Source organism: Actinomyces ruminis (assembly GCF_002154335.2).
In the GTDB taxonomy this organism is placed as follows: domain Bacteria; phylum Actinomycetota; class Actinomycetes; order Actinomycetales; family Actinomycetaceae; genus Actinomyces; species Actinomyces ruminis.
Genome location: NZ_MTPX02000041.1, coordinates 34,449 through 53,734, shown reverse-complemented (window position 1 = coordinate 53,734; position 19,286 = coordinate 34,449). Strand labels below are relative to the sequence as shown.

Below are 19,286 nucleotides of genomic sequence, written 5' to 3'. Positions count from 1 at the left end.
TGCCGGCACGCTCACACGGGCTTACCCGCCAGGGCGGCTGGCGACCAGACGTCGGACAGGCGAACCGGGTCCGACCACACTGTGACTAGGGGATTGTAGCGGGTATCAGGAACCGGTTGAGGCGGAGTCCTCGTGTCCCCAGTCACCCAGTCCGGCCGCGAGGTACTGCTGAACCGCACGCTCGGGAACCCGGAAGGAGCGCCCGACCTGCATGGCGGGCAGATCACCGGAGTGGACCATGCGGTAGACGGTCATCTTCGACACGCGCAGCATGGCCGCCACCTCCGCCACGGTAAGGAAGCTGGGGGCGCCCGAGGCGCTAGGAGGTGTCGAGATGCCCGGTGCCATGGCTATTGGTGTCCTGTCGTCAGGTCGGAGTGAACGCGCACAGCCGTCGAGACGGAACACGACGGCGGCGCGATCTGATACAACACCAATATAACCTGTGTCTCAACTGTCGCACAGGATGTTTCCTCCCCCATTTGTCACGGGCGCCGCATCTCACACATTTGTCGCACCGGCAGCGGGCATCACCGCCCGGCTTCTGTCCGGGACGGGCCGCAATGGCCCACAATGGCCCCGTGTCCTCTTCCGCAAGCCCCGACTCCGGAGCACATCACTCGCCGTCGTCGCCCGCAAGGGGCGCACAGGCCGGGGCCGGGCGCGTCGGTTCCGCGCGCGACGCGGACCGTCTGAGCGGGTGGAGCAGGCATGCGGCGGATGCGGCGCTGATGGGGACGGCCGAGCCTACGGATCCCAGCCGCCCGGCCGCCCCGGATGAGTTTGCTCGGCAACTTGCCGCCCAGGAGGACGTCCGCGGTATCCGGGGGCTGCTGGCGCGTCTCGGACTGCGCAGCCGCTTCGACCGCATCGCCCGTTTCTCCCCGGCCCGCTTGGCGGTCACCGTCTTCGCCGTCATTGTGACCGGCATTGCGGCCCTGCTCAGCCTGCCGATCGCCACCGCGAGTGGCGAGCGCGCTCCCTTCGTGGACGCCCTGTTCACGGCGACCTCGGCCGTGTGCGTTACGGGACTAACCACCGTGGACACAGCTACCTACTGGTCGCCGTTCGGACAGGTTGTCATCATCGTTGGCGCCGCGATCGGCGGTCTGGGCATCATGACACTCGCCTCACTGCTGTCCTTCGCGGTCTCCCGCCACCTGGGGCTGACGCAGCGCATGCTCGCCGCCTCGGAGAACATGTCGGGCATGGGCGACGTCATATCGCTGCTGCGTGCCGTCGCCTACACCGCCTTCGGCGTCGAGGCCGTGCTCATGGCAGTGCTGCTGCCCCGCTTCCTGACCCTGGGGCTCGACCTCGGCCACGCTGCCTGGTACGCGTTCTTCATGGCGCTGTCGATCTTCAACAACGCCGGATTCGTGGTCATGCCGGAGGGGTTGGCCCCCTACGCCAACGACTGGTGGGTGGGGCTGCCGATCGTACTGGGCACCTTCCTGGGCGCCATCGGCTTCCCGGTGATCCGCGACGTCGTGCGCCACCGGCGTCGTCCCCGGCAGCTGACGCTCCACTCCAAGCTCACGTTGACCACCTATACGGCCCTCAGCGTGTTCTCCGCCGTCACGATCGGCGCCTTTGAGTGGAACAACCCCAATACCTACGGAGCACTGCCCACCAGCGGCCGCATCCTGACCGCGCTGGTCAACAGCGTCAACGCCCGTTCCTCCGGGCTGTCGACCATCGCACCGGAGCACATGCACGAGTCCACCTGGCTGCTTCAGGATGCGCTCATGTTCATCGGCGGCGGTTCGGCGTCGACGGCCGGCGGCATCAAGGTGTCCACCTTCGCGGTGCTGGTGCTGGCGATTCTGGCCGAGGCGCGCGGCGATCAGGACATTGAGGCATTCGGCAGGCGCATCACCCTGTCCACGGTCAGGCTGAGCGTGGCCGTGGCGTTCATCGGGGCGAGCATCGTCGGCGTGGCCTCGCTGCTGCTGCTGGAGCTGACCGATCTCACTCTGGATCGCATCCTGTTCGAGGTGATCAGCGCCTTCGCCACCGTGGGCCTGTCCACCGGCATTACACCGATACTGCCGCCCGGCGCCAAATACGTGATCATCGTGCTGATGTTCATCGGACGCGTGGGCACCATGACGGCCGCCTCGGCCCTGGCGCTGCGCGAGCGCCGCCGCGTGATCCGCATGCCCGCCGAGCGCCCCCTCATCGGCTGACGGCCCCACCTCGGCCGCTCAGCATGTCCGCCAGGGCGCGGGCGGTGGCGGCGACGTCGTCGTCGAACCGTCCCGACTCGCCCGTAACGATCTGCTGGACCAGCAGGCCCATGGCCGCGTTGTGCACGACGGCGGCGGCCGCCCCCAGGTCTGCACCCGGCGCGATGTCACCGCGCTCCTGCCAGCGCCCGAGGATTCCGGCGATCTCGGCGCGCACGCGGGCGTAACGCTCGGCGTTGATGGCCCGCAGGTCCGGCTGCTGCACCAACTCCGCCCAGATGGCGACTTGGAGCTCGGCGCGACCGGTCTCGCCCTGCTTGTACTTCCAGGCCTGTTCGACGGCGTCCACGAAGGCCGCTTCGAACGGCGGGAGTTCCTCCGCCGCGGACAACTGCGTCACCCACTCGACCACGGGATCGACGGCCTGGCCGAGGACCGCACGGATCAAAGACTGCTTCCCCTCGGGGAAGTACCGGTAGACGGTGCTGGAGGACATGCCGGCCTCGGCGATGATCTCATCCATTGAGGCGCCGTCGAAGCCGCGCCTGGCGAAGCAGGCCTCCGCCGCGGCCACGATGCGGGCGGTTTGACGGTCTCGGTAGGACTGGGTGACGCGCGGCATGCGGCCAGGATATGGCGCGACGGCGTCGGCCCGCCCTGCACATACCACCCCTCCATAAATCGAGATGACCGTTTTGACATGGCGCCCCGACCGGGATTAGTTTCAACGAAACAGCAACGATCATTTTCCTTAGGGGGCTCGATGGCCCGCTCCCACGCATTCGATCTCCATGCCACGCCCTTGGGCGCGCCAGCGCTCCCGGTGTCCACCGACCAGGCTTTTCAGGCCACCCGTTGGGCGGAGCTGATCGGTCCGCACGCAATCGAGGAGGTCCGCGCCTTGTCGCCAATGCCACGCACAAACGCCGGCTGGGTCAGGGCGTACCTGTACCTGGCGCGCGGCGCCCGGGCGGTGGGCAGGGAGTTCGACGCCGTCGTCTATGAGCGCGCCGCCCAGTTCTTCATGCCCGGCGCTGACCCGCGCCGTCTGGTGAACCGGACGCTCGCAGTCGTCAGCAGGCGGCCCGTCATCCAATGGGGATTGGAACAGGGGATGCGGGTGACCGGCACCGATTCACCGGCACAATTCCTACGGTTCACTGGGCGGCTGCACACCCGGGACGTGTCCGCGCAGGTGCGCGGGGATGTGCTGTTGCTCGCCGGAGCGTGAGACCAGTACGTGCCCCTGACCCAATTGCCACGGCAGGTGCGCACTCTGACAGCGGCCCGTTCGGTTACCACCCAGATGTTCACCGAGGCCGAGGGATGCGCCTCGCACTGCCAGGTCGGGAACCTGGGCCTGGCACTGCGCACCATTCTGGCCTGGGAGGAACCGCTTCTCCCCCACCCCACAGGGCCGCCTCGGTGCGGCTCGTCGTCGCCACGCTCCGCTTCGGGCTGGATGCGCTCCACATTGTCGAGGTTCTGAGCGAACCGCCCTAGGTCGAAGTCTGCATCGGCATTGCGAACCAAGTTCAGCAGCTCCTTGTCACTGTACCTGCCGGACCGCCGGATCGTGTCCACGTCGAGATAGTCGCGGGTCTCGGCCCGCGAGAACAAGGCGCCCAACTTGTTACCCACCGCATCCTCGATGGCGAGCACGGGCCCCACCTCCAGCCGCACAGGCGGGTGAGCCCGCCAATCCACGCCCAGATCCATGTCGGTACTGTGTCCTTGCGCACTGATGATGGCGAGCTGGGCGAATGCGTCCTGGCGGCGGCGAGTATCAACGCTATAGCCGGCCGCGCGCAGCGCGGCGATAATCCGGTCAAGCGCCGCGCCGAACCGCGCGTGTTCCTGCTGGACGGTGAACAGGTCTACGTCCTCTGTAGGCCGGTTGATCAACCCATGCTCACGGATAGCGCCCGAGCCAGCCAAGGCGAAGCCGGCCTCGTCGCCGGCGGCCTCCAGGGCCAGGCGCGCGATGCGCCGCTGCTCCTCCTGGTCACCGCTCACACGGCCGCCCGAAGCTGGGGGAACCGTCCCTCCCACAAGACGCGCACGGCCGGGTCCATGTTCAGGATGGGCCACGTCTCAATGAGCCGATCCCGGTTCATCAAGCGGCCCTGCTCGTCAGCAGTCCCCTCCGCGAGCAGCGCTTGGTAGGCCATACGCCGCCAGCCCAGGTTCGACACATCCACACCGAGCCGATCCGCCTGCCAGCGCACAGAGTGAGGCAGGTCAATGAGCCCGTCATAGGGCCCACGCAGCTCGTCGAGCGACGCGGGCGCGTCATAGGGCTTGACGTCGCGGAACCGCACGCGAGTCGCTGTTACCTCAGCCATGGCCCGTCTCCTTTCATCTCACCATCAGCTTACCCGGCCAGGTCGAAAACGGTCTATTGTTGGTTTCGGTTTTGGCGGGGTTTTTGACCACCCTTCCACCGTCAACCTCTACGCGGATCACACGACGTTCCGTCGACCGGTACAAAAACGATCATTTATGGGCGATCGCCACGAGAGTGCGACACGCCGCGTCGCAGCCGCCCGAAAATGTCGCCCGGAACCAAATTGACCCGAGCTGCTCTTTGACCGTTGTGGGCGACGTCGTAGAATGAAGGTTGGACCGTTGGGGAGAGGGAAGCTCTGTTATGGCTGAGAAGTTCGATGTTGAGTATCGGTGGCCTGAGCTATTTGAGCAGCTTGATCAAGTTCAGCGGCGTGCCGTTGTGCAGTCGCTTGCCAGTGCGTGGCACGAGGGTTGGGTCCCGAACCGTGAGGACGTGGAGAACCTGACCGACTATGCGCGGGGCGCGATCGATATGAGTGAGTACCGCCGGCGCGCCCATGCCGCTGCTCGTCGTCGTGCCGCCCGTCGCGGGGCGCTTGCTGCTGTGCGCTGATGGTGTTCGATACCTGGGAGTCGTACTTCTATGCTGAGACTTACGACCCCAGTACGGGGCAGGGGACTCTGCGTAACCTGTTCGACGAACGTGACCCAGTACTGCTTAGGGAATTGGAGTATTCCGAGACTATCCAACGGCAGCGTGAGTCGAAGATCTTTTCCTCCTTCTCTGACGTCCGCACTGGCGAGATTGACCGGTACCTGGCCGACGTGCATCGTCTTGTTGAAGGCACTAGTTGGATGCGGCTTGACCGTGGCGGCTTCGCGCGAGCCGGCGCCGAGGTATTCGCCTACCTGAACCAGGCCCACCCGTTCCGCGCGAGCAGTGGTCGCACGTCCAAGGTGTTCATGGAGCATGTGGCCGAGCAGTCGTGCTTTACGCTCGACTTCGGTCAGGTGAGTCCCGAGGTGTGGAACCAGGCCAGCATGCTGTCCGGGCCTGACTTGAGGCGCTACGAGCCTGTGTCCGATTCACTTGTGTCAGTGTTCGTTGCCATCGCGTAGCCGCGCACGACTGTGGTCTTGGCGCGCGACACCCGCACTGTTGACCAATCCCGTGTGCCCGAGGGACGGCGGGCGGCGACTAGGAAACGCCTGGGGGGGAGCAGATCGGCCGTCGCTTGGCTGTGGGCCATCAGCGTCCTGATGGTGGCGGGGATGTTCCGTATAGGGATTTGGGGCGGTCGAGGTGAACGTAGTCGGGTATGCGCGGGTGTCGACGGCGGATCAGAGCCCGGACGCGCAGGTCGATGCGTTGCGTGTGGCGGCGTCGTTTGCGGAGTTTGAGCGCGATCTGGTGCGCGAGCGTACACGTGAGGGCCTGGCGGCTGTTCGTGCGCGTCGTCGTGTTGGTGGTCGGCCGACCATGATGACTCCGCAGGTCCGTGAGGCGCGGCGTATGCGTGATCCAGAGCGGTACTTAGGACTTAGTTACTCGTGACAGGTTGGGTGCCGTCGTGGCACCGTGAGGTAGGTACCTACGAGCTGAGGAGGACAGAGCGGCGGGAACGGCGTGGCTGCTGGTCGGTCGCATCCGCGACGCTCGGCTCTGACCGTCGGCGTGACGGGAGTGCGACGGCGCGCTCGGTCTTAGTGAGCTTGAAGATCTTTGCTGCCTCGGCGCGTGAGACGTCGTCGGCGTCGAGCAGGGCCTTGCCCGCTGCAGCGCGCGTCGTCGAGATCGAGATGCCTGAGGCTCTCCCTGGTGGGTGCCGGCGTGCTGCTCGCGCAGTGTCGCCGAGAGCTATGGGTGCGGGTCGCCTCAGGCGGCGAAGAACCAGGAGCTTACGCGCATCCACAGTTCCAGTGAGGTCATGTGCGCCAGAACCAACTCCTCGGGCAGGTCCGAGGCCGCTACTTGGGCGACCACCTCGGGCGCGGCACCGCCGTCGAGAGCCGTGGCGACGGACTTGGGGATCAGTTCGTAAAGGCATTCGGGGACGGACAGAGTGGTCAGGGAGCCCACGACCTCCCAGCCGCCATCTCGTGGTGTGCTCGTGGAGATCAGCGAGAGTGTCCACTGGCCGCTGGCGAACCCGTCCGTGAGCGGTGTGGGCCCACCGAGCTGTCCCGGCTCCCCGCCACGATCGAGCTGGCGTGCGATACGGGCGAATTCCTCGGCGAGGGCATCCAAGTCCCCGGAGTCGATGAAGCTGTACACCGACTGCGGCAGGATGCGCGGCCCTAGGTCGATATTATGGCGCGGCCGTACATCAAGCAGCTGTACGAAGGCGGAGGGCACCTCGCACCCATCGAGACCGTAGACGTGATACCCGTCCGGCTCGTGCTTGACGATGGTCGCGCGCTCCGGACCTATCCATGCCTCAGCGCGTTGCCCTGGACGCGCGGGCGAGAAGCGGGCAACGTCAAGGTGCCGGGTGGCCCCGGCAACGCCGTGCAGGGCAGGAGCCGCGGACGGCGTGATGCCCTGATCGTCCAGGACTCCGCTGCGCCGCAGCCGCCGGGCAATGCGGTCTTTCGGGATGCGCCCTCCCATCGCCACGGCGCGCAGGGACAGCCATTCCGCATCGCCGAGGATCAACACCGGAGTGTATCCGCTCGTCTCCAGCCGCGCCATCAGATCTCCTCCAGTGTGACGATCATGGCCAAGAATCGCTCCACCGCCGTGCCGCAATCACGGGTGGAGCAGGAGAACGTAGCGGTGAACCCCCGCCGCGAGGTCTCGCTCACCCAAGTCCATTGCAGGGCGGTGACCGAGACGGTGTCCTGGATGTAGACGCCGGAGCGCAGCAGGCCGGGCCCGACGGGCTCCCACTCGGCGATGTCAATCAGTTGGAAACCGGGTACGGAATTCATGAGCTGCGTGGTTGAGTCCCGGAACCAGTTCTCCGCCGAGACATCCTCGGGCAGCTCTGCGACGGTTATCACGCAGTTCTCGGCGAAGCGGGGGCTGTCCGGCCGCTCGGCACAGATCAGGTCCACATGCCCCGCCTCGCCGGGGGCGGTCTCAGCACCCGGGACGCCGGGAATGCCAGCGGGGTCCAGCTGAACCCAGCCGGCGGGCGCGGATACCTTTACGAAGCTGCCCGCGAATTCCTGGGGCAGGTCGGGGTTGGACCTTGAACTCATGCGTCATCTCCTGGAGAGTCGGGGAAAGAGTCCGTAGTTGCCGAGTCGAAGGGCCCATTGACACAACCGGCTGCCGATCCGGAAGGCCCTCCCGGCTCCAGGCGGGAGGTGTCGCGCCAGACATTGGCCTCCGCGAGCCGCTCGCGCCGGCGCCGACGCCGCCACTCCACATGCCACTCCGGATACATCCACGCCGGCAAAGAAACCGGCAAAAAACTCACCAATCCGACCAGCACGAAGAAAAAGCCAGCGAAGCCCAACACCGTCCCGAACACCGAGTCCGCTATCACGGGCACTCCCAGCGGACAAGCACACAAAAAAGCCAGGGCAGTGGCCGGAATCGTGAGCGACAAATTGTTCTTGACTCCCATCTGCGCACTGATCTCCCGCGCAAACTCACCCGGCCCGGTGTCGGTAAACATCGCCAACACCCAATAGACGATTATCGACAGACTGAACCCGAACACGCCGACAGCCCCCCACATGGCACTCACCTCCTTTCACTCACTTCACCCAAATAACTTACTCCATCCCTCATTAATCCTATCGCCGAGCCATTTTCCCGCGGCAGACCCAGCTATCCCTCCGATCGCTCCACCAACAATACCGCCCACAGCAACCCCAACCGGGCCTCCAACGGCACCAACGGTCATACCTACCTGGGCACCAAACCATGCTCCGCCGTAAGCGCCTGCCCCCTGCGTAACTGCCTGCGTGCCAGCACATGCAATCTTCTCTCCCTCACCCATTGAGGGGTTGGCCGAGTCCTTCTGGTACTGTTCGTACCCACCAACAAAGCCAGAGAATACGGCTGCACCAATACCTATGCCCTTGGTGACACGAGCCGCTTTTCCGGCATACTGCTGTACCTTCCACGCGGTGGTTCCACGGGTGTAGGGCTTGTTTACCCAATTCGTGGTCTTGGTCTCGGCCCACAGGGTCTCCAGCAATCCCATCTTGGAACGGTCCACCGCCGCCATGAATCGCCCCGCACCCGGATGACCCTTCGGGTAGCGCGGGCGGAACACGGAGATCGCTCTGATCGTCGCCCATTGAGCACCGTTCGCAACACCGTCGGCAATGTCTGCCGTCTTGGATACGCCGCTCGAATCCCAGGTGGGGATGAACTGGTCCCGGAACCACTCCCCCACGCTCTTGAGCGAGTCGCAGGCGGAGATGAGCGTATCGTGCGCCGTCGACTCATCGGCACGAATGAGGGACAGCGTCGAGGAGAGCGAATCGTAGGTTGCCTTCTTGGTGGCGTAGTCCGCGTCGGAGTCGTCATCCACTGGTTCTTGGATGGTGCTGCCGGATACCGTCAGCCCGGCAGCCGTCGCATCGGCGATCACGTCTGCGAGCCGGTTCTTCACCGAGTCCATGGAGTAGCCGAAGTCGTCGAGCGCCTTGGACAGGGACGTGGCGTCGGAAGAGGCATCGTCGAGGTCCGAGCTCTGGGTGCTCAGCTTCGACAGCGCCGCATTCGTGGACTCGCTGAAGCAATCGGAGGCAATCGTCCTGCGTGTAGCGGCGACGTCGTCGGAGGCATCCGAGACCGTCGTCGAGATCGTGTTCAAGCTCCGTGCGGCATTCCACGCTCCGGAAGGCTCGGTGATCACCCGCGCGTCGAGAGACATCAGTGATCACCAGCTGAGGGCGTGGCCGAGGCGGCGTCCTCGTCCGTGTTGCGAAAGTCCGAGGCGGTCGTCCTCAGACCACTGGCCGTTGTGTGCAGCGCGGAGGCCGCACCCGAGGTCTTGGAGGACAACCGACTCAGCGCCGTTGACACCGCGGACGACGAACGGCCCACATCAGGGTCTGCCGGAAAGGAGGCATCCTCAAGGTCCCCGGCAACATCATCAAGCGTTCCAGCCGCATGATCGAGGGTCTCGGGGTTGATATACATAGTTCCGGTGCTCACGCAGTCATCTCGTTGCCGGTCAACGGACCAATCACGAGCAACACCGTGATGCTACTGCGACCCAATGTCAATTGGAGGGACTCCTGAGCAATCTTCGTCACGTTGCCTGTACCAGTGACCGGGCTCAGCGGAGGGGACTACCGTTGGGTGCAATGCCCGCTCGGTGACGTTCGCCGTGCATCGCTCGCTATCATTCGCTGAGTATCCATACATCGCCATTGAGGACTCATGCCTGACCGCTCCGCCTACAACGACTCGACCCTGGTGATCGGGCTCGGCCGCTTCGGCTCGGCCATGGCCGCCACGCTGGACCGCCTGGGCCGGGAAGTCCTGGCGGTCGAGAGAGACCCTGTCATCGTGCGCCAGTGGACCGGACGCATCCCACTGGTGGAGGCGGACGCCACCGACATGGAGGCCCTGGAGCAGCTGGGAGCCACCGAGTTCGGAACCGCGGTGGTGGGCGTAGCGACCTCCCTGGAGGCGAGCGTGCTGATCACCGGAAACCTGGTGGACCTGGAGACCCCGCAGATCTGGCGAAGGCCGTCTCCCGCCCGCACGGCCGCATCCTGCGGCGCATCGGCGCCCACCACGTGGTCTACCCGGAGTTCGACGCCGGGCAGCGCGCCGCACACCTGGTATCCGGCCGCATGCTGGACTACATCGAGATGGAGAAGGGCGGCTTCACCATCGTCAAGATGCGTCCGCCCGCCGAGCTGCACGGCTTCACCATTGGCGAGTCCAAGATCCGCTCCCGCTACGGCGTGACCGTCTTCGGCCTGATGAGCCCGGGAGAGCCCTTCGAGTACGCCACCCCGGCCACCCTGGTCTCCCCCGACGACGTGCTCGTGGTGGGCGGGGACGCCATGCTCCTGGAGCGCTTCGCCAACCGCAACTGATGCGGCACGTGAACGCTCACGGCTGGCATGGGAAGGCACCAAAATGCATCGCCGACGCCAACGTCACCTTGCTCGTGAACCTGGTGCGTCTCGCGGAACCTTGACTACAACCGCCTCGTCACGGCTGAGTCTTGGTCCTCCAACGAGCAGTTCACCGCCAAGTGACGCTGCTACATCAATATCAAGATCCCCATGTCCACGCGAGGTAAGTGTCCAGTAGTCCGCGCCTTCTCCGCGCCGCACAGCAGCGACCGCCTCTCCCCGAAGAGGCTCCGGCAGATCGGGTGAGACACCCGCAGCGTGCGCCAGCTCACCCAGTAACTCCCTCAACGCCTCATCAGACAACTTCGTAGACACATACGTTGCTGATCCTTCCCCTACCTGGCGGCGCGTGACTGCGGCTCCGCCGGCCTCGATGCCAGCGAGTGCGTTGGCATCGGTGGCAGCATAGGACCGCAGGACGGCGACGTTGTCACAGGTTACCGATACGTTTTCGCACCATGTTCCCGCATGGGTGGTCTTACCCTCGCGGTCAGTAATATCGACGGTGTCCACGGGTAGAAGCGGGCGGAACTCGTCCACACGCACACCGAGCAAGTCGCGCAGTGCACCCGGATAGCCGCCTAGGTATACGCGCGCGTGCTCATCGGCAATACCGGAGAAGTACGTCGTCACCAGGTGGGTACCGTTCTCAACGGCATCTTGCAGCCGCGCAGCGAGCGATAGCGGGACGAGGTGCAGAAGTGGAGCAACAAGCAGATCGTAGTGGCCGAGGTCGTTACGCGGATTAATGACATCGACTCGCACGCCGAGATCCAGCAGTCGCGAGTACCAGCGCACAAGCTCTTCCCGGTACTCCCACCCGGATGACGGTAAGGAGTCGCCGCGCAGCACGAACCATGATTCATAGTCAAAAACGAGACCCACTCCGGCAGGCAGGCTAGCTGTCCCAGCAACGTCGCGGAGAGCGCGAAGGTCCTCCCCCAAAGCGACGACCTCCCGATAAACCCGCGAATTGCGTCCAGCATGCGGAACCATCGCCGAGTGGAACCGCTCACCCCCAGCATCTGATGCACGCCATTGGAAGTAGCAAATGGCGTCGGCGCCGTGCCCAAGGTGAGTCAGGGCATCTCGCTCGAGCTGCCCCGGTCGTTTCGCAGTGTTAACACGGCGCCAGTTAACGGCACTGGTTGCGTGCTCCATCAACCACCATGATCGGTGATCGGCAAGAGCGCTTGTAGCGGATGCAGAGAAGGCCAACTCATCGATCATGCCTTCGCCTGGCATGAGGTAGTGATCGTTGGAGATGAAGTCGACGTCTTCCGCCCAGGCAGAATAGTCGATGTCCTTGTAGTTCGCGGCGACCATGAAGTTGGTCGTCACTGGGACACCGGGACTGAGCTCACGAAGAACTGCGGTCTCGGCAGCGAGGTGGTCACGTAGGGCATCGCCGCTGAACCGCCGAAAATCGAGCACCTGACCGGGGTTGTTCTGGGCGCCGGCACGCACGGGGGTCAGAATCTCGCTCCACTCGGAATAATGCTGCGACCAAAACGCAGTCCCCCAGGACTTGTTCAACGCATCGAGGTCTCCGTACCTCCTTCTTAGCCACTCACGGAATGCCGCTGTCGCATCGTCGGAATGGTCGAACACATTAGCCCCACCCAACTCGTTATTGACGTGCCAGGCGACAACGGCGGGGTGCCTACCGTAACGAGTTGCAAGTTGGCGAGTCACCTCGAGAGCGTAGCGCCGAAACACCGGTGAAGTAGGACGCCAGTGCTGTCGTCCCCCCTGGTTGACTACTTCCCCAACACGCGTGATTGGCAATATCTCTGGGTGCTTGCGAGTCAGCCAGGCGGGCGGCGACGCCGTCGAGGTGGCCAGGTCGATGTCGATACCGGCCGTGGCAAGGCGGCCGATGATGTCGTCCAACCAGTCGAAGTCCCACTCGTCTTCCCTTGCTGCAAGCGCGCCCACGAAAAGACGGCAAGGGTGACCACCGTGACCCCGGCCTCCTGCATCAGGACGATGTCTTCGTCCCACACCTCGGGAGGCCACTGCTCGGGGTTGTAATCGGCACCATAGTGGATCGTTCCTCCCCTGGTTGGCCGACGCGGGGCGCGTGATGAACTGTTCCCACTCACAGCACACCCCTGAATGAAAAGCGGTGCTCGAGGCGGCCATCGGGCAACATGTGTTGGGGCTTGGGGCGGGCACCCCATGAGTCGTCGCCGGCCACTCCGCGACGCATCAAAGCTGGCCGGACCGTCGTGCGGTCTGTCAGTGGCAGCTCGAAGTCGTGCGCTGCGTCCTCGATCTCGAAGGGTGTCCACGGGAGCGCAGAAAGTTCGATCGCACCGTCAGCCGGGGCTGAGACCAGGATGCCACGTCCGCGGCGGTCGGTGATCCGGGCCCAACGGACACCCGTATGGGATCCGCACTCCTGAGGAGTGAGATAACCGGCCATTTGTTCGGCTACTGTGCTGGAATAGACCCCGAGACGGCCGCCGCCGCGGCGGTCGACATAGGTCTCCTCCGGGCCTTCGCCGTAGAACGTCAGCCGATTCATTGCCCCTGGTAATTGAATGAGCGCAGACAGTTCGGGTAGAGACGGAGTGCTGCTGCCGCGCTCGAGGACCTCGGTGACCTCAACCGTACCGTCCCCGAAGACGCGGTAACGCATCTCGCAGGTCGAGCCGGGCATACCGACAAGCGCGTACACGAACGATACCGTGACTGTCGTCCCCGTCTCCTCAACCACCGCGGCCGGCCACTCGCTATTGTCGGCCGGGCGCAGGTAGCGCGAGGCGAGGTGCCAGCCTCCCTCTTCATAGGGGCCGCCGTAGCCGCGCTCATTGGCGGTCGGAGCGTGCCAGAAACACGGTGTGATGGGTGCGCGTAACAGTTCGCGGCCCCCTGCCTGAGTCTTGCCGTAGCGGTAAGAGGTGAGTGCGCCAGCGAGCCCCGAAAAGAGAACCTCGAACGACTCACCGCGTACACCGATGTTATGCCGCCCACGAACCAGCACTGGCCGGAGACTCGGACTCCCGGCAACCGCGAATACGGGGCGCACTTCCACAGGTGCGACCATGAACACGCCCTGATCCCAAGCCACCGTCCGGCCCGCTTCGGCCCATGCTGTACGTTCCCGCAGCCGGAACGAAATGGTGACGACGTATTCTCCGCCGGTGCCGGCCACGCCGTCCGGCAACGTGAGCGGCAACGGGTAAGTGGCACTGTCGCCAGGAGCTACATCCGTCGCTGTAGTCGCGGACGCGACTTCGACACCTTCGCGTTCAAGCGTGACCACGCACTCATATGCCGCCGAGGAGGTGAACAGGAGCCGGTTCTTTACCGTGAAGGAATCGCGGTCGACGTCCGCCCGTAACCCCTGAAATAGATGCCGAACCTCCTGAATCTTGGGGGACTCAGAGTGATCGGCGTAGTAAATTCCGTTACCGCAGAAATCACCGTCGTGCGGGGACTCACCATTATCACCGCCATACCCCCAGTATTCTGCGCCACCAGGAGCAGTCAAGCGAATCGCCTGGTCCGCGAAGTCCCAGATGAAACCGCCCTGGAACAGCGGTTCACGCTCTGCCAGGTCCATGTAAATGTCGGCACCGCCGAAGGAGTTGCCCATAGCGTGCGCATACTCGCACAATATGACCGGCTTATCGCGCCGCACCGCGAGCAGCGACTCAATTTCCGCGGCAGGGGCATACATCCGCGAAACGACATCGGAGGTATCAGGACGGCGATCATCCCAGTAGATCCCCTCATAATGGACCGGACGCGAATCCTTCGCACGGAAATACGCCGCCATGGCGGCGATATTCTCACCGCCGTATGACTCGTTACCGCACGACCACATGACGATGGACGGGTGGTTCTTGTCGCGCTCATACATATCGCTGGCGCGATCAATCACGACATCGCGCCACTCCGGCTTGTCACCGGGGACGACTGCTGACTTACTCGCATCGTCGCGCAGTATCGCATCCCACACTCCATGGGACTCAAGATTCACCTCATCGATCACGTAGAAACCGTACTCGTCCGCAAGTTCATAGAAGAATGAGTTATTGGGGTAATGGCTCGTACGGATCGCATTTACATTCGCACGCTTGAGGCTAATGAGATCCAGTTCCGTGCGCTCGCGCGTCACGACCCGCCCCTGCTCACCGAACTCGTGCCGGTTCACGCCCTTAAAAACCAGCCTCCGCCCATTGATCTTAAGAACGCCATCTTCAATACCGAAGCGGCGGATACCAACCCGTTGGGGGATGACCTCCATAACTTCTCCCCCTGGGCCTGCAACCTCGATCGTAAGGTCATACAGATAGGGATCCTCGCTGCTCCAAAGGCGCGGTTCGTCCACCGCAATCCGCAACAGTCCATCACCGTCAGCTGTGAGTTCGCCGACCCCGCCTAGAACCGCACGCACCGAGCCACTACCTTCGAGGCGAGTGCGTAGAGTCACAACCGCATTGGCCAGGTCATCACTGACATCAACGCCTACACGCAGGTCCGCCACATGGGTTGTAGGCACGCGTCGTAGGTACACGGACCGGAAAATGCCGGAGAATCGATAGAAGTCCTGATCCTCGAGCCACGATCCCGAGCACCACTTATACACCCTGAGGGCGAGACGGTTCACACCGGCGTGCACCTGCCCGGTGATATCAAACTCGCTGGGCGTAAAAGATCCCTCCGCGTATCCGATGTAAGTGCCATTGACCCACACGACAACCGCGGACTCAACGCCCTCGAGCCGTAGTATCAAGCGCTCGCCTGCCGGCAAAGCCTCGGGGAGGGCGAACGATCGAACGTAGGAGCCCGTCGGGTTATACGCCGTCGGAACTTGCCCCGGGTTGATCTGTTCGTGTCCGTCCCACGGATACTGGACGTTGACATATTGCGGCACATCATAGCCGTGAAGTTGAATATGCGACGGCACCGGAATGTCGTCCCACTCGGCAACGTCCCAGTCCGGGCTCTGGAAGCCCTCGAATGCGGCGGAAGGACTCTTGGCATAGGAGAACTTCCAAACTCCATCCAGACTCACCTGAAACGAAGACCGTCCCGACGCAATCTCGGCCGCGTTGGCGTACCAGAGATGATCTGAGTGCGCGGGCAACCTGTTGTGGGCGAAAAATCCCGGATTCGCAAGATCATTGACGCCGATGTTCACTTAACCGACCCCATAATTCCGTTGGCGAACGAGCGCTGCAGTACCAGGAAAACCACCATCGCAGGTAGCGACGCAATCAACACCGCAAGCATTAGCACCCCGTAGTCGGTCACGTAGCCGCCGGCCAAGTTGGAGACTAGCATCGGCATCGTCTGGTACTGCACGTCGACAAGAATCACCTTCGGCCACATGAAGTTGTTCCACGCATTCATGAAGGTGACCACCGCCGCGGCCGCGTAAGTCGCCTTCATCGTCGGAATGTACATGCGGAAGAAGATCGCGATCTCACTCAACCCGTCAAGCCGCGCAGCCTCAATGATCTCGTGCGGAAACGAGCGCGAGGCCTGTCGGAACAGCAGGATAAGGAAAGGCGTCGAAATAGTCGGCAGGATGACCGCCCACAACGAGTTAACGAGGCCTACCTTCCCAAACAGCTGAAACAACGGAATCATCGTGGCCGCGAATGGAATCATCATCGCCAACAGCAGGATACTCATAACCACATCCTTGCCTTTTGAATGATAGACCTCAAATCCGTAGCCGGCGATTGAGCACACCACCAGGGCCAGCAACGTCGTCAACAGTGCAATGGCTGCAGAATACCCAATCGCCGGGTAAAGGTTTGACAGCTCTAACAACCTACGATAATTCGTCACGAGCCCCCCACCGAAAGTCATCTTCGACGCAAGCACCTCGTTTGAGGTGTTTGTGGAGGAGACCACCATAAAATACAGCGGGAACACGGACAACAGTGCTGCAACCGTCAGGAAGAGGTATGCCGGAATCTTACGGAGCGTGGACCTACGCATCACGCTTGTCACCAACTTTCATCTGGATCAACGCGAGTACCGCGACCAGGACAAGAATCACATAGGATAGTGCCGATGCATATCCGAAATTCGGGCTCTTGAGGAACGAGAGCTCGTACAAATAGTGCGACATCGACATCGACGTGTACGCGGGTCCGCCTCGGGTCAGGTTCCACGATTCGTCGAACAGCTGCAACGTTCCGTTGGTCGACATGATTGCAGTGAGGAGAATCATCGGCTTGAGCTGCGGCACGGTGACGTGCCAGAAGGTCTGCCACGCGTTAGCGCCATCTATGCGAGCAGCCTCGATGGTAGCGGGGTCTATGTTTTGCAGACCCGCCAGGTAAAAGACCATGTTATAGCCGGTCCAGCGCCAAATAAGGCCTATGATTATGACGGCGCGGGCGGTTCCCGGCTGCCCGAGCCAGTTGACAGGGCTATCGATGATCCCGAGACCCAGCAGCATGTCATTGACGAACCCCTCATTGGCAAACAGTGTGCGGAAGACGAGGGAGTATGAGACCAGCGACACCGCGCATGGTAGAAAAATCGCCGTGCGATACAGGCCCTTGAAGCGCAAGTTCGGGTTGTTGAGCAGCACCGCGAGGATCAGCGCCAAGCCGAGCATGATCGGCACCTCGATGATAAGGTAGATAAACGTCGTCTTCAGGGTCATAATGAACGTGTCGTCACCCAGTAGACGCCGGTAGTTCATCCATAGAGGTTCGGCGTAGCTCATGCGCGAGCCGCGACCAGTCTGCAACGAGAGCAAGAAAGCCCGGACCATTGGCCAGAAGCTCATGATTGTTATCAGCGACGCGGCCGGGATGATAAACACCCAGCCTGTTAGATTGCGCCTGCGCTCTGATTTCGTAGGACGAGTCCTTGGCGGCTTCGACCGTCCTCTCCTCTTGTTCCAGAGGCTAACGCTCGGACTCACACTTGCTGCCACATTCATATTCCGTTCATTGAAGGCGATCCATGCGGGGACCACGTGTTCGGTTGAAAGTCGAGCCTGGGTGTGGGGAGGGACAGCTGCTCTCCCCACACCCACACGATGTCGGAGGTTCAGCCCATCGCAAATTCGGTGGTGTCGGATGCGCTCTGAAGGGCCTTGTCGATGTCCGTTCCATTGATGATCTGTGTCAATGCGGCGGACACTGCGTCGCGACCCTCGTAGTAATAGACTCCGGTGTTAACCGTGGGAACCTTAGCGCCGTACGCAACGACGTCCGCGTAGACGGCCTGGCCGCCATAGAAGTCGACACCCTCCTGATAGGCAGGGGATTCACCGGCGGGAATCCAGTTCGCCACAGCCCCGGCAGACGGCAGGATCGTGTCATAGAAGTCGGTGGAACCAGCGAACGTAGCCGCGAGGAAGTCCGCCGCGAGTTCGTAATTGGCGTTGGAGGAGATTACCCATGACGATCCGCCGTTAGCCGTGTAGTTCGTCGCCCCCGCCACGCCGTCTACGGAGGGGACGTTGGTCATCGCCCATTTACCGGATTGCTCGGTGGCGGTTTGAATGGACCCGGAGATCCAGATACCGTTGATTGTGCCGACAACACTCTCACCCGTAAAGGATGCAACATACTCATCCCACGAGTTAACCTCGATCAGGACCCCCTCATCGACGAGTTTCTTGTAAATCTCTGCACAAGCCTTCAACTCTTCATTATCCGCGATGTGAACGGTACCGTCGTCGTTGAACAGAGAAGACCCCGCCGACTGGTTCATCATCATGATGAGGTCGGATGCACCGGCCTGGCTGGCGAGCATTGGCTTGTTAGTCTTCGACTTTACATCCTTGCCGATTTCAATGAAGCGCGACCACGTGATATTAGTCAGGTCCTCGATCGTGTACCCGGCGTCCTTAAGAAAGTCTGTGCGCCAAGCACCGACGGCCGTACCGGAGTCAAAGGGGAGACCATACTGGACGCCTTCATAGTTGAAGTAGGCGGTTACGGACTCCGGAAACTCTGAAAAGTCAATATCCGAGTCCGCAAAGTCACTGAACAAGTCGGGGTAGTTTACGATGTTCTTAATGCCCGCCATGTTCTGCATGAGGAAGATGTCCGGCAACTGGTCGAAGTCCTGCGACTGCGCGAGCGTGGTCAGTTTTTGCTGAAGATCATCCCAGACCATCTCGGTTATCTCGATTGAGAAGTCAGGATGATCCGCCTGATAGACCTTCTCCGCCTCCTCCATCGCGTAGATATTGAAAGCGGGGTCCCAGCACCATACCTTGAGGGTATTGGAGTTGCCGGAACCGGAACCACTCGAATCAGATCCGCCGCACGCGGCCAACCCGAGAGTTCCGGCGGCCACCAGGCCTCCCGCGAGGACAGAACGGCGGCTATAAAGGCGGGTCATGGATTCTCCTTCTTGACATTGTTAGCTCTTGCCGCACGGCACGTCGTCATGCCCGCTGCCGAGCCTGCGGCCCCCTCGCCTATGAGAGAACCGCCAAATGGTAAGCGCAGTCGCGAACCGGGCCGATAGCTCGTTCCTCCGGCGTCACCCACCGTGGAATTGTGTGGAGTTACCCGATCCCGGCTGGGCCGAGTTGGGACCCCCAGATGGCAACGCATGACACCATCGCCAGCAGGCATTGCCCGCAACACCAGCGATGATTGCGCAAACATCGAGGATGCGACTAAGATTAGCGACGTCAACTCGAGCGTGTCAACCGGCACATTGGCGACAGACAATCACGAGTTCATCTCGGGATCGCCGCCGCAGGCGGATGTGGGCGCTGGACGTCGACACACCTGCGTTGCCGCC

17 protein-coding genes and 1 pseudogene are annotated in these 19,286 nt (G+C 62.6%); 4 read left to right on the top strand and 14 right to left on the bottom strand.

Annotated elements, in window-relative coordinates; genetic code table 11:
- Positions 1 to 105: 105 nt before the first annotated feature.
- Positions 106 to 348, bottom strand: a complete 243-nt coding sequence (locus BW737_RS07295) for a helix-turn-helix domain-containing protein (protein WP_086614111.1) — start codon at positions 346 to 348, stop codon at positions 106 to 108.
- Positions 349 to 581: 233 nt separating this feature from the next.
- Between BW737_RS07295 and BW737_RS07290 the strand changes: the two genes are divergently transcribed.
- Positions 582 to 2,189, top strand: a complete 1,608-nt coding sequence (locus tag BW737_RS07290; RefSeq protein ID WP_257210600.1) for a TrkH family potassium uptake protein — start codon at positions 582 to 584, stop codon at positions 2,187 to 2,189.
- Here BW737_RS07290 and BW737_RS07285 read toward each other — a convergent pair.
- The 3 genes from BW737_RS07285 to BW737_RS07275 form a co-directional block, all read right to left on the bottom strand.
- Positions 2,179 to 2,811, bottom strand: a complete 633-nt coding sequence (locus BW737_RS07285) for a TetR/AcrR family transcriptional regulator (RefSeq protein WP_086614113.1) — start codon at positions 2,809 to 2,811, stop codon at positions 2,179 to 2,181. The two genes, BW737_RS07290 and BW737_RS07285, sit on opposite strands and share 11 nt — an antisense overlap.
- A gap of 377 nt (positions 2,812 to 3,188) precedes the next feature.
- A complete protein-coding gene (locus tag BW737_RS16860) occupies positions 3,189 to 4,205 on the bottom strand; it encodes a nucleotidyl transferase AbiEii/AbiGii toxin family protein (protein ID WP_218961844.1) in 1,017 nt (338 codons plus the stop codon).
- Positions 4,202 to 4,534 (bottom strand): transcriptional regulator, encoded by a 333-nt coding sequence (locus BW737_RS07275; protein WP_086614114.1) that lies wholly within the window; start codon positions 4,532 to 4,534, stop codon positions 4,202 to 4,204. The genes BW737_RS16860 and BW737_RS07275 overlap by 4 nt, the downstream gene beginning before the upstream one ends.
- Positions 4,535 to 4,839: 305 nt before the next feature.
- Here BW737_RS07275 and BW737_RS07270 point away from each other — a divergent pair, with 305 nt between their 5' ends.
- The gene (locus BW737_RS07270; RefSeq protein ID WP_086614115.1) at positions 4,840 to 5,091 is read left to right on the top strand and encodes an antitoxin VbhA family protein; all 252 of its coding nucleotides are present in this window, start codon (positions 4,840 to 4,842) and stop codon (positions 5,089 to 5,091) included.
- Positions 5,091 to 5,597: a Fic family protein gene (locus BW737_RS07265; protein ID WP_086614116.1), complete on the top strand. Its 507-nt coding sequence runs from the start codon at positions 5,091 to 5,093 to the stop codon at positions 5,595 to 5,597. Before BW737_RS07270 ends, BW737_RS07265 begins: the two co-directional genes overlap by 1 nt.
- A 757-nt stretch (positions 5,598 to 6,354) precedes the next feature.
- Here BW737_RS07265 and BW737_RS07255 read toward each other — a convergent pair.
- Genes BW737_RS07255 through BW737_RS07235 form a run of 5 tightly spaced genes read right to left on the bottom strand, consistent with a single transcriptional unit; the run spans position 6,355 to position 9,600 of the window.
- Complete coding sequence (locus tag BW737_RS07255; RefSeq protein ID WP_086614118.1) at positions 6,355 to 7,170, bottom strand: hypothetical protein; 816 nt, start codon at positions 7,168 to 7,170, stop codon at positions 6,355 to 6,357.
- A complete protein-coding gene (locus BW737_RS07250; RefSeq protein WP_086614119.1) occupies positions 7,170 to 7,682 on the bottom strand; it encodes a hypothetical protein in 513 nt (170 codons plus the stop codon). Before BW737_RS07250 ends, BW737_RS07255 begins: the two co-directional genes overlap by 1 nt.
- Positions 7,679 to 8,167 (bottom strand): hypothetical protein, encoded by a 489-nt coding sequence (locus BW737_RS07245; protein ID WP_086614120.1) that lies wholly within the window; start codon positions 8,165 to 8,167, stop codon positions 7,679 to 7,681. Before BW737_RS07245 ends, BW737_RS07250 begins: the two co-directional genes overlap by 4 nt.
- 24 nt (positions 8,168 to 8,191) lie before the next feature.
- The gene (locus BW737_RS07240) at positions 8,192 to 9,316 is read right to left on the bottom strand and encodes a hypothetical protein (RefSeq protein ID WP_257210599.1); all 1,125 of its coding nucleotides are present in this window, start codon (positions 9,314 to 9,316) and stop codon (positions 8,192 to 8,194) included.
- Positions 9,316 to 9,600 carry a hypothetical protein gene (locus tag BW737_RS07235; RefSeq protein ID WP_257210598.1) on the bottom strand — a complete coding sequence of 95 codons (285 nt, stop codon included), beginning with the start codon at positions 9,598 to 9,600 and terminating at the stop codon, positions 9,316 to 9,318. The genes BW737_RS07240 and BW737_RS07235 overlap by 1 nt, the downstream gene beginning before the upstream one ends.
- Before the next feature lie 228 nt (positions 9,601 to 9,828).
- Between BW737_RS07235 and BW737_RS07230 the strand changes: the two are divergent.
- A pseudogene (locus BW737_RS07230) lies at positions 9,829 to 10,496 on the top strand (potassium channel family protein).
- 63 nt (positions 10,497 to 10,559) lie between these two features.
- Here the strand turns inward: BW737_RS07230 and BW737_RS07225 are convergent.
- The 5 genes from BW737_RS07225 to BW737_RS07200 all read right to left on the bottom strand — a co-directional run bounded on the left by BW737_RS07225 (position 10,560) and on the right by BW737_RS07200 (position 18,875).
- Positions 10,560 to 12,476: a beta-galactosidase gene (locus tag BW737_RS07225; RefSeq protein WP_257210597.1), complete on the bottom strand. Its 1,917-nt coding sequence runs from the start codon at positions 12,474 to 12,476 to the stop codon at positions 10,560 to 10,562.
- A gap of 163 nt (positions 12,477 to 12,639) precedes the next feature.
- Positions 12,640 to 15,693 (bottom strand): beta-galactosidase, LacZ type, encoded by a 3,054-nt coding sequence (gene lacZ / locus BW737_RS07215; protein WP_086614124.1) that lies wholly within the window; start codon positions 15,691 to 15,693, stop codon positions 12,640 to 12,642.
- Positions 15,690 to 16,436, bottom strand: a complete 747-nt coding sequence (locus tag BW737_RS07210; RefSeq protein WP_257210596.1) for a carbohydrate ABC transporter permease — start codon at positions 16,434 to 16,436, stop codon at positions 15,690 to 15,692. The genes lacZ and BW737_RS07210 overlap by 4 nt, the downstream gene beginning before the upstream one ends.
- 58 nt (positions 16,437 to 16,494) lie before the next feature.
- On the bottom strand, positions 16,495 to 17,340 hold the full coding sequence (locus tag BW737_RS07205; RefSeq protein ID WP_257210595.1) for a carbohydrate ABC transporter permease: 846 nt from the start codon (positions 17,338 to 17,340) through the stop codon (positions 16,495 to 16,497).
- A 230-nt stretch (positions 17,341 to 17,570) separates the two neighbouring features.
- A complete protein-coding gene (locus BW737_RS07200) occupies positions 17,571 to 18,875 on the bottom strand; it encodes an ABC transporter substrate-binding protein (protein WP_086614126.1) in 1,305 nt (434 codons plus the stop codon).
- Between the last annotated feature and the right edge of the window lie 411 nt (positions 18,876 to 19,286).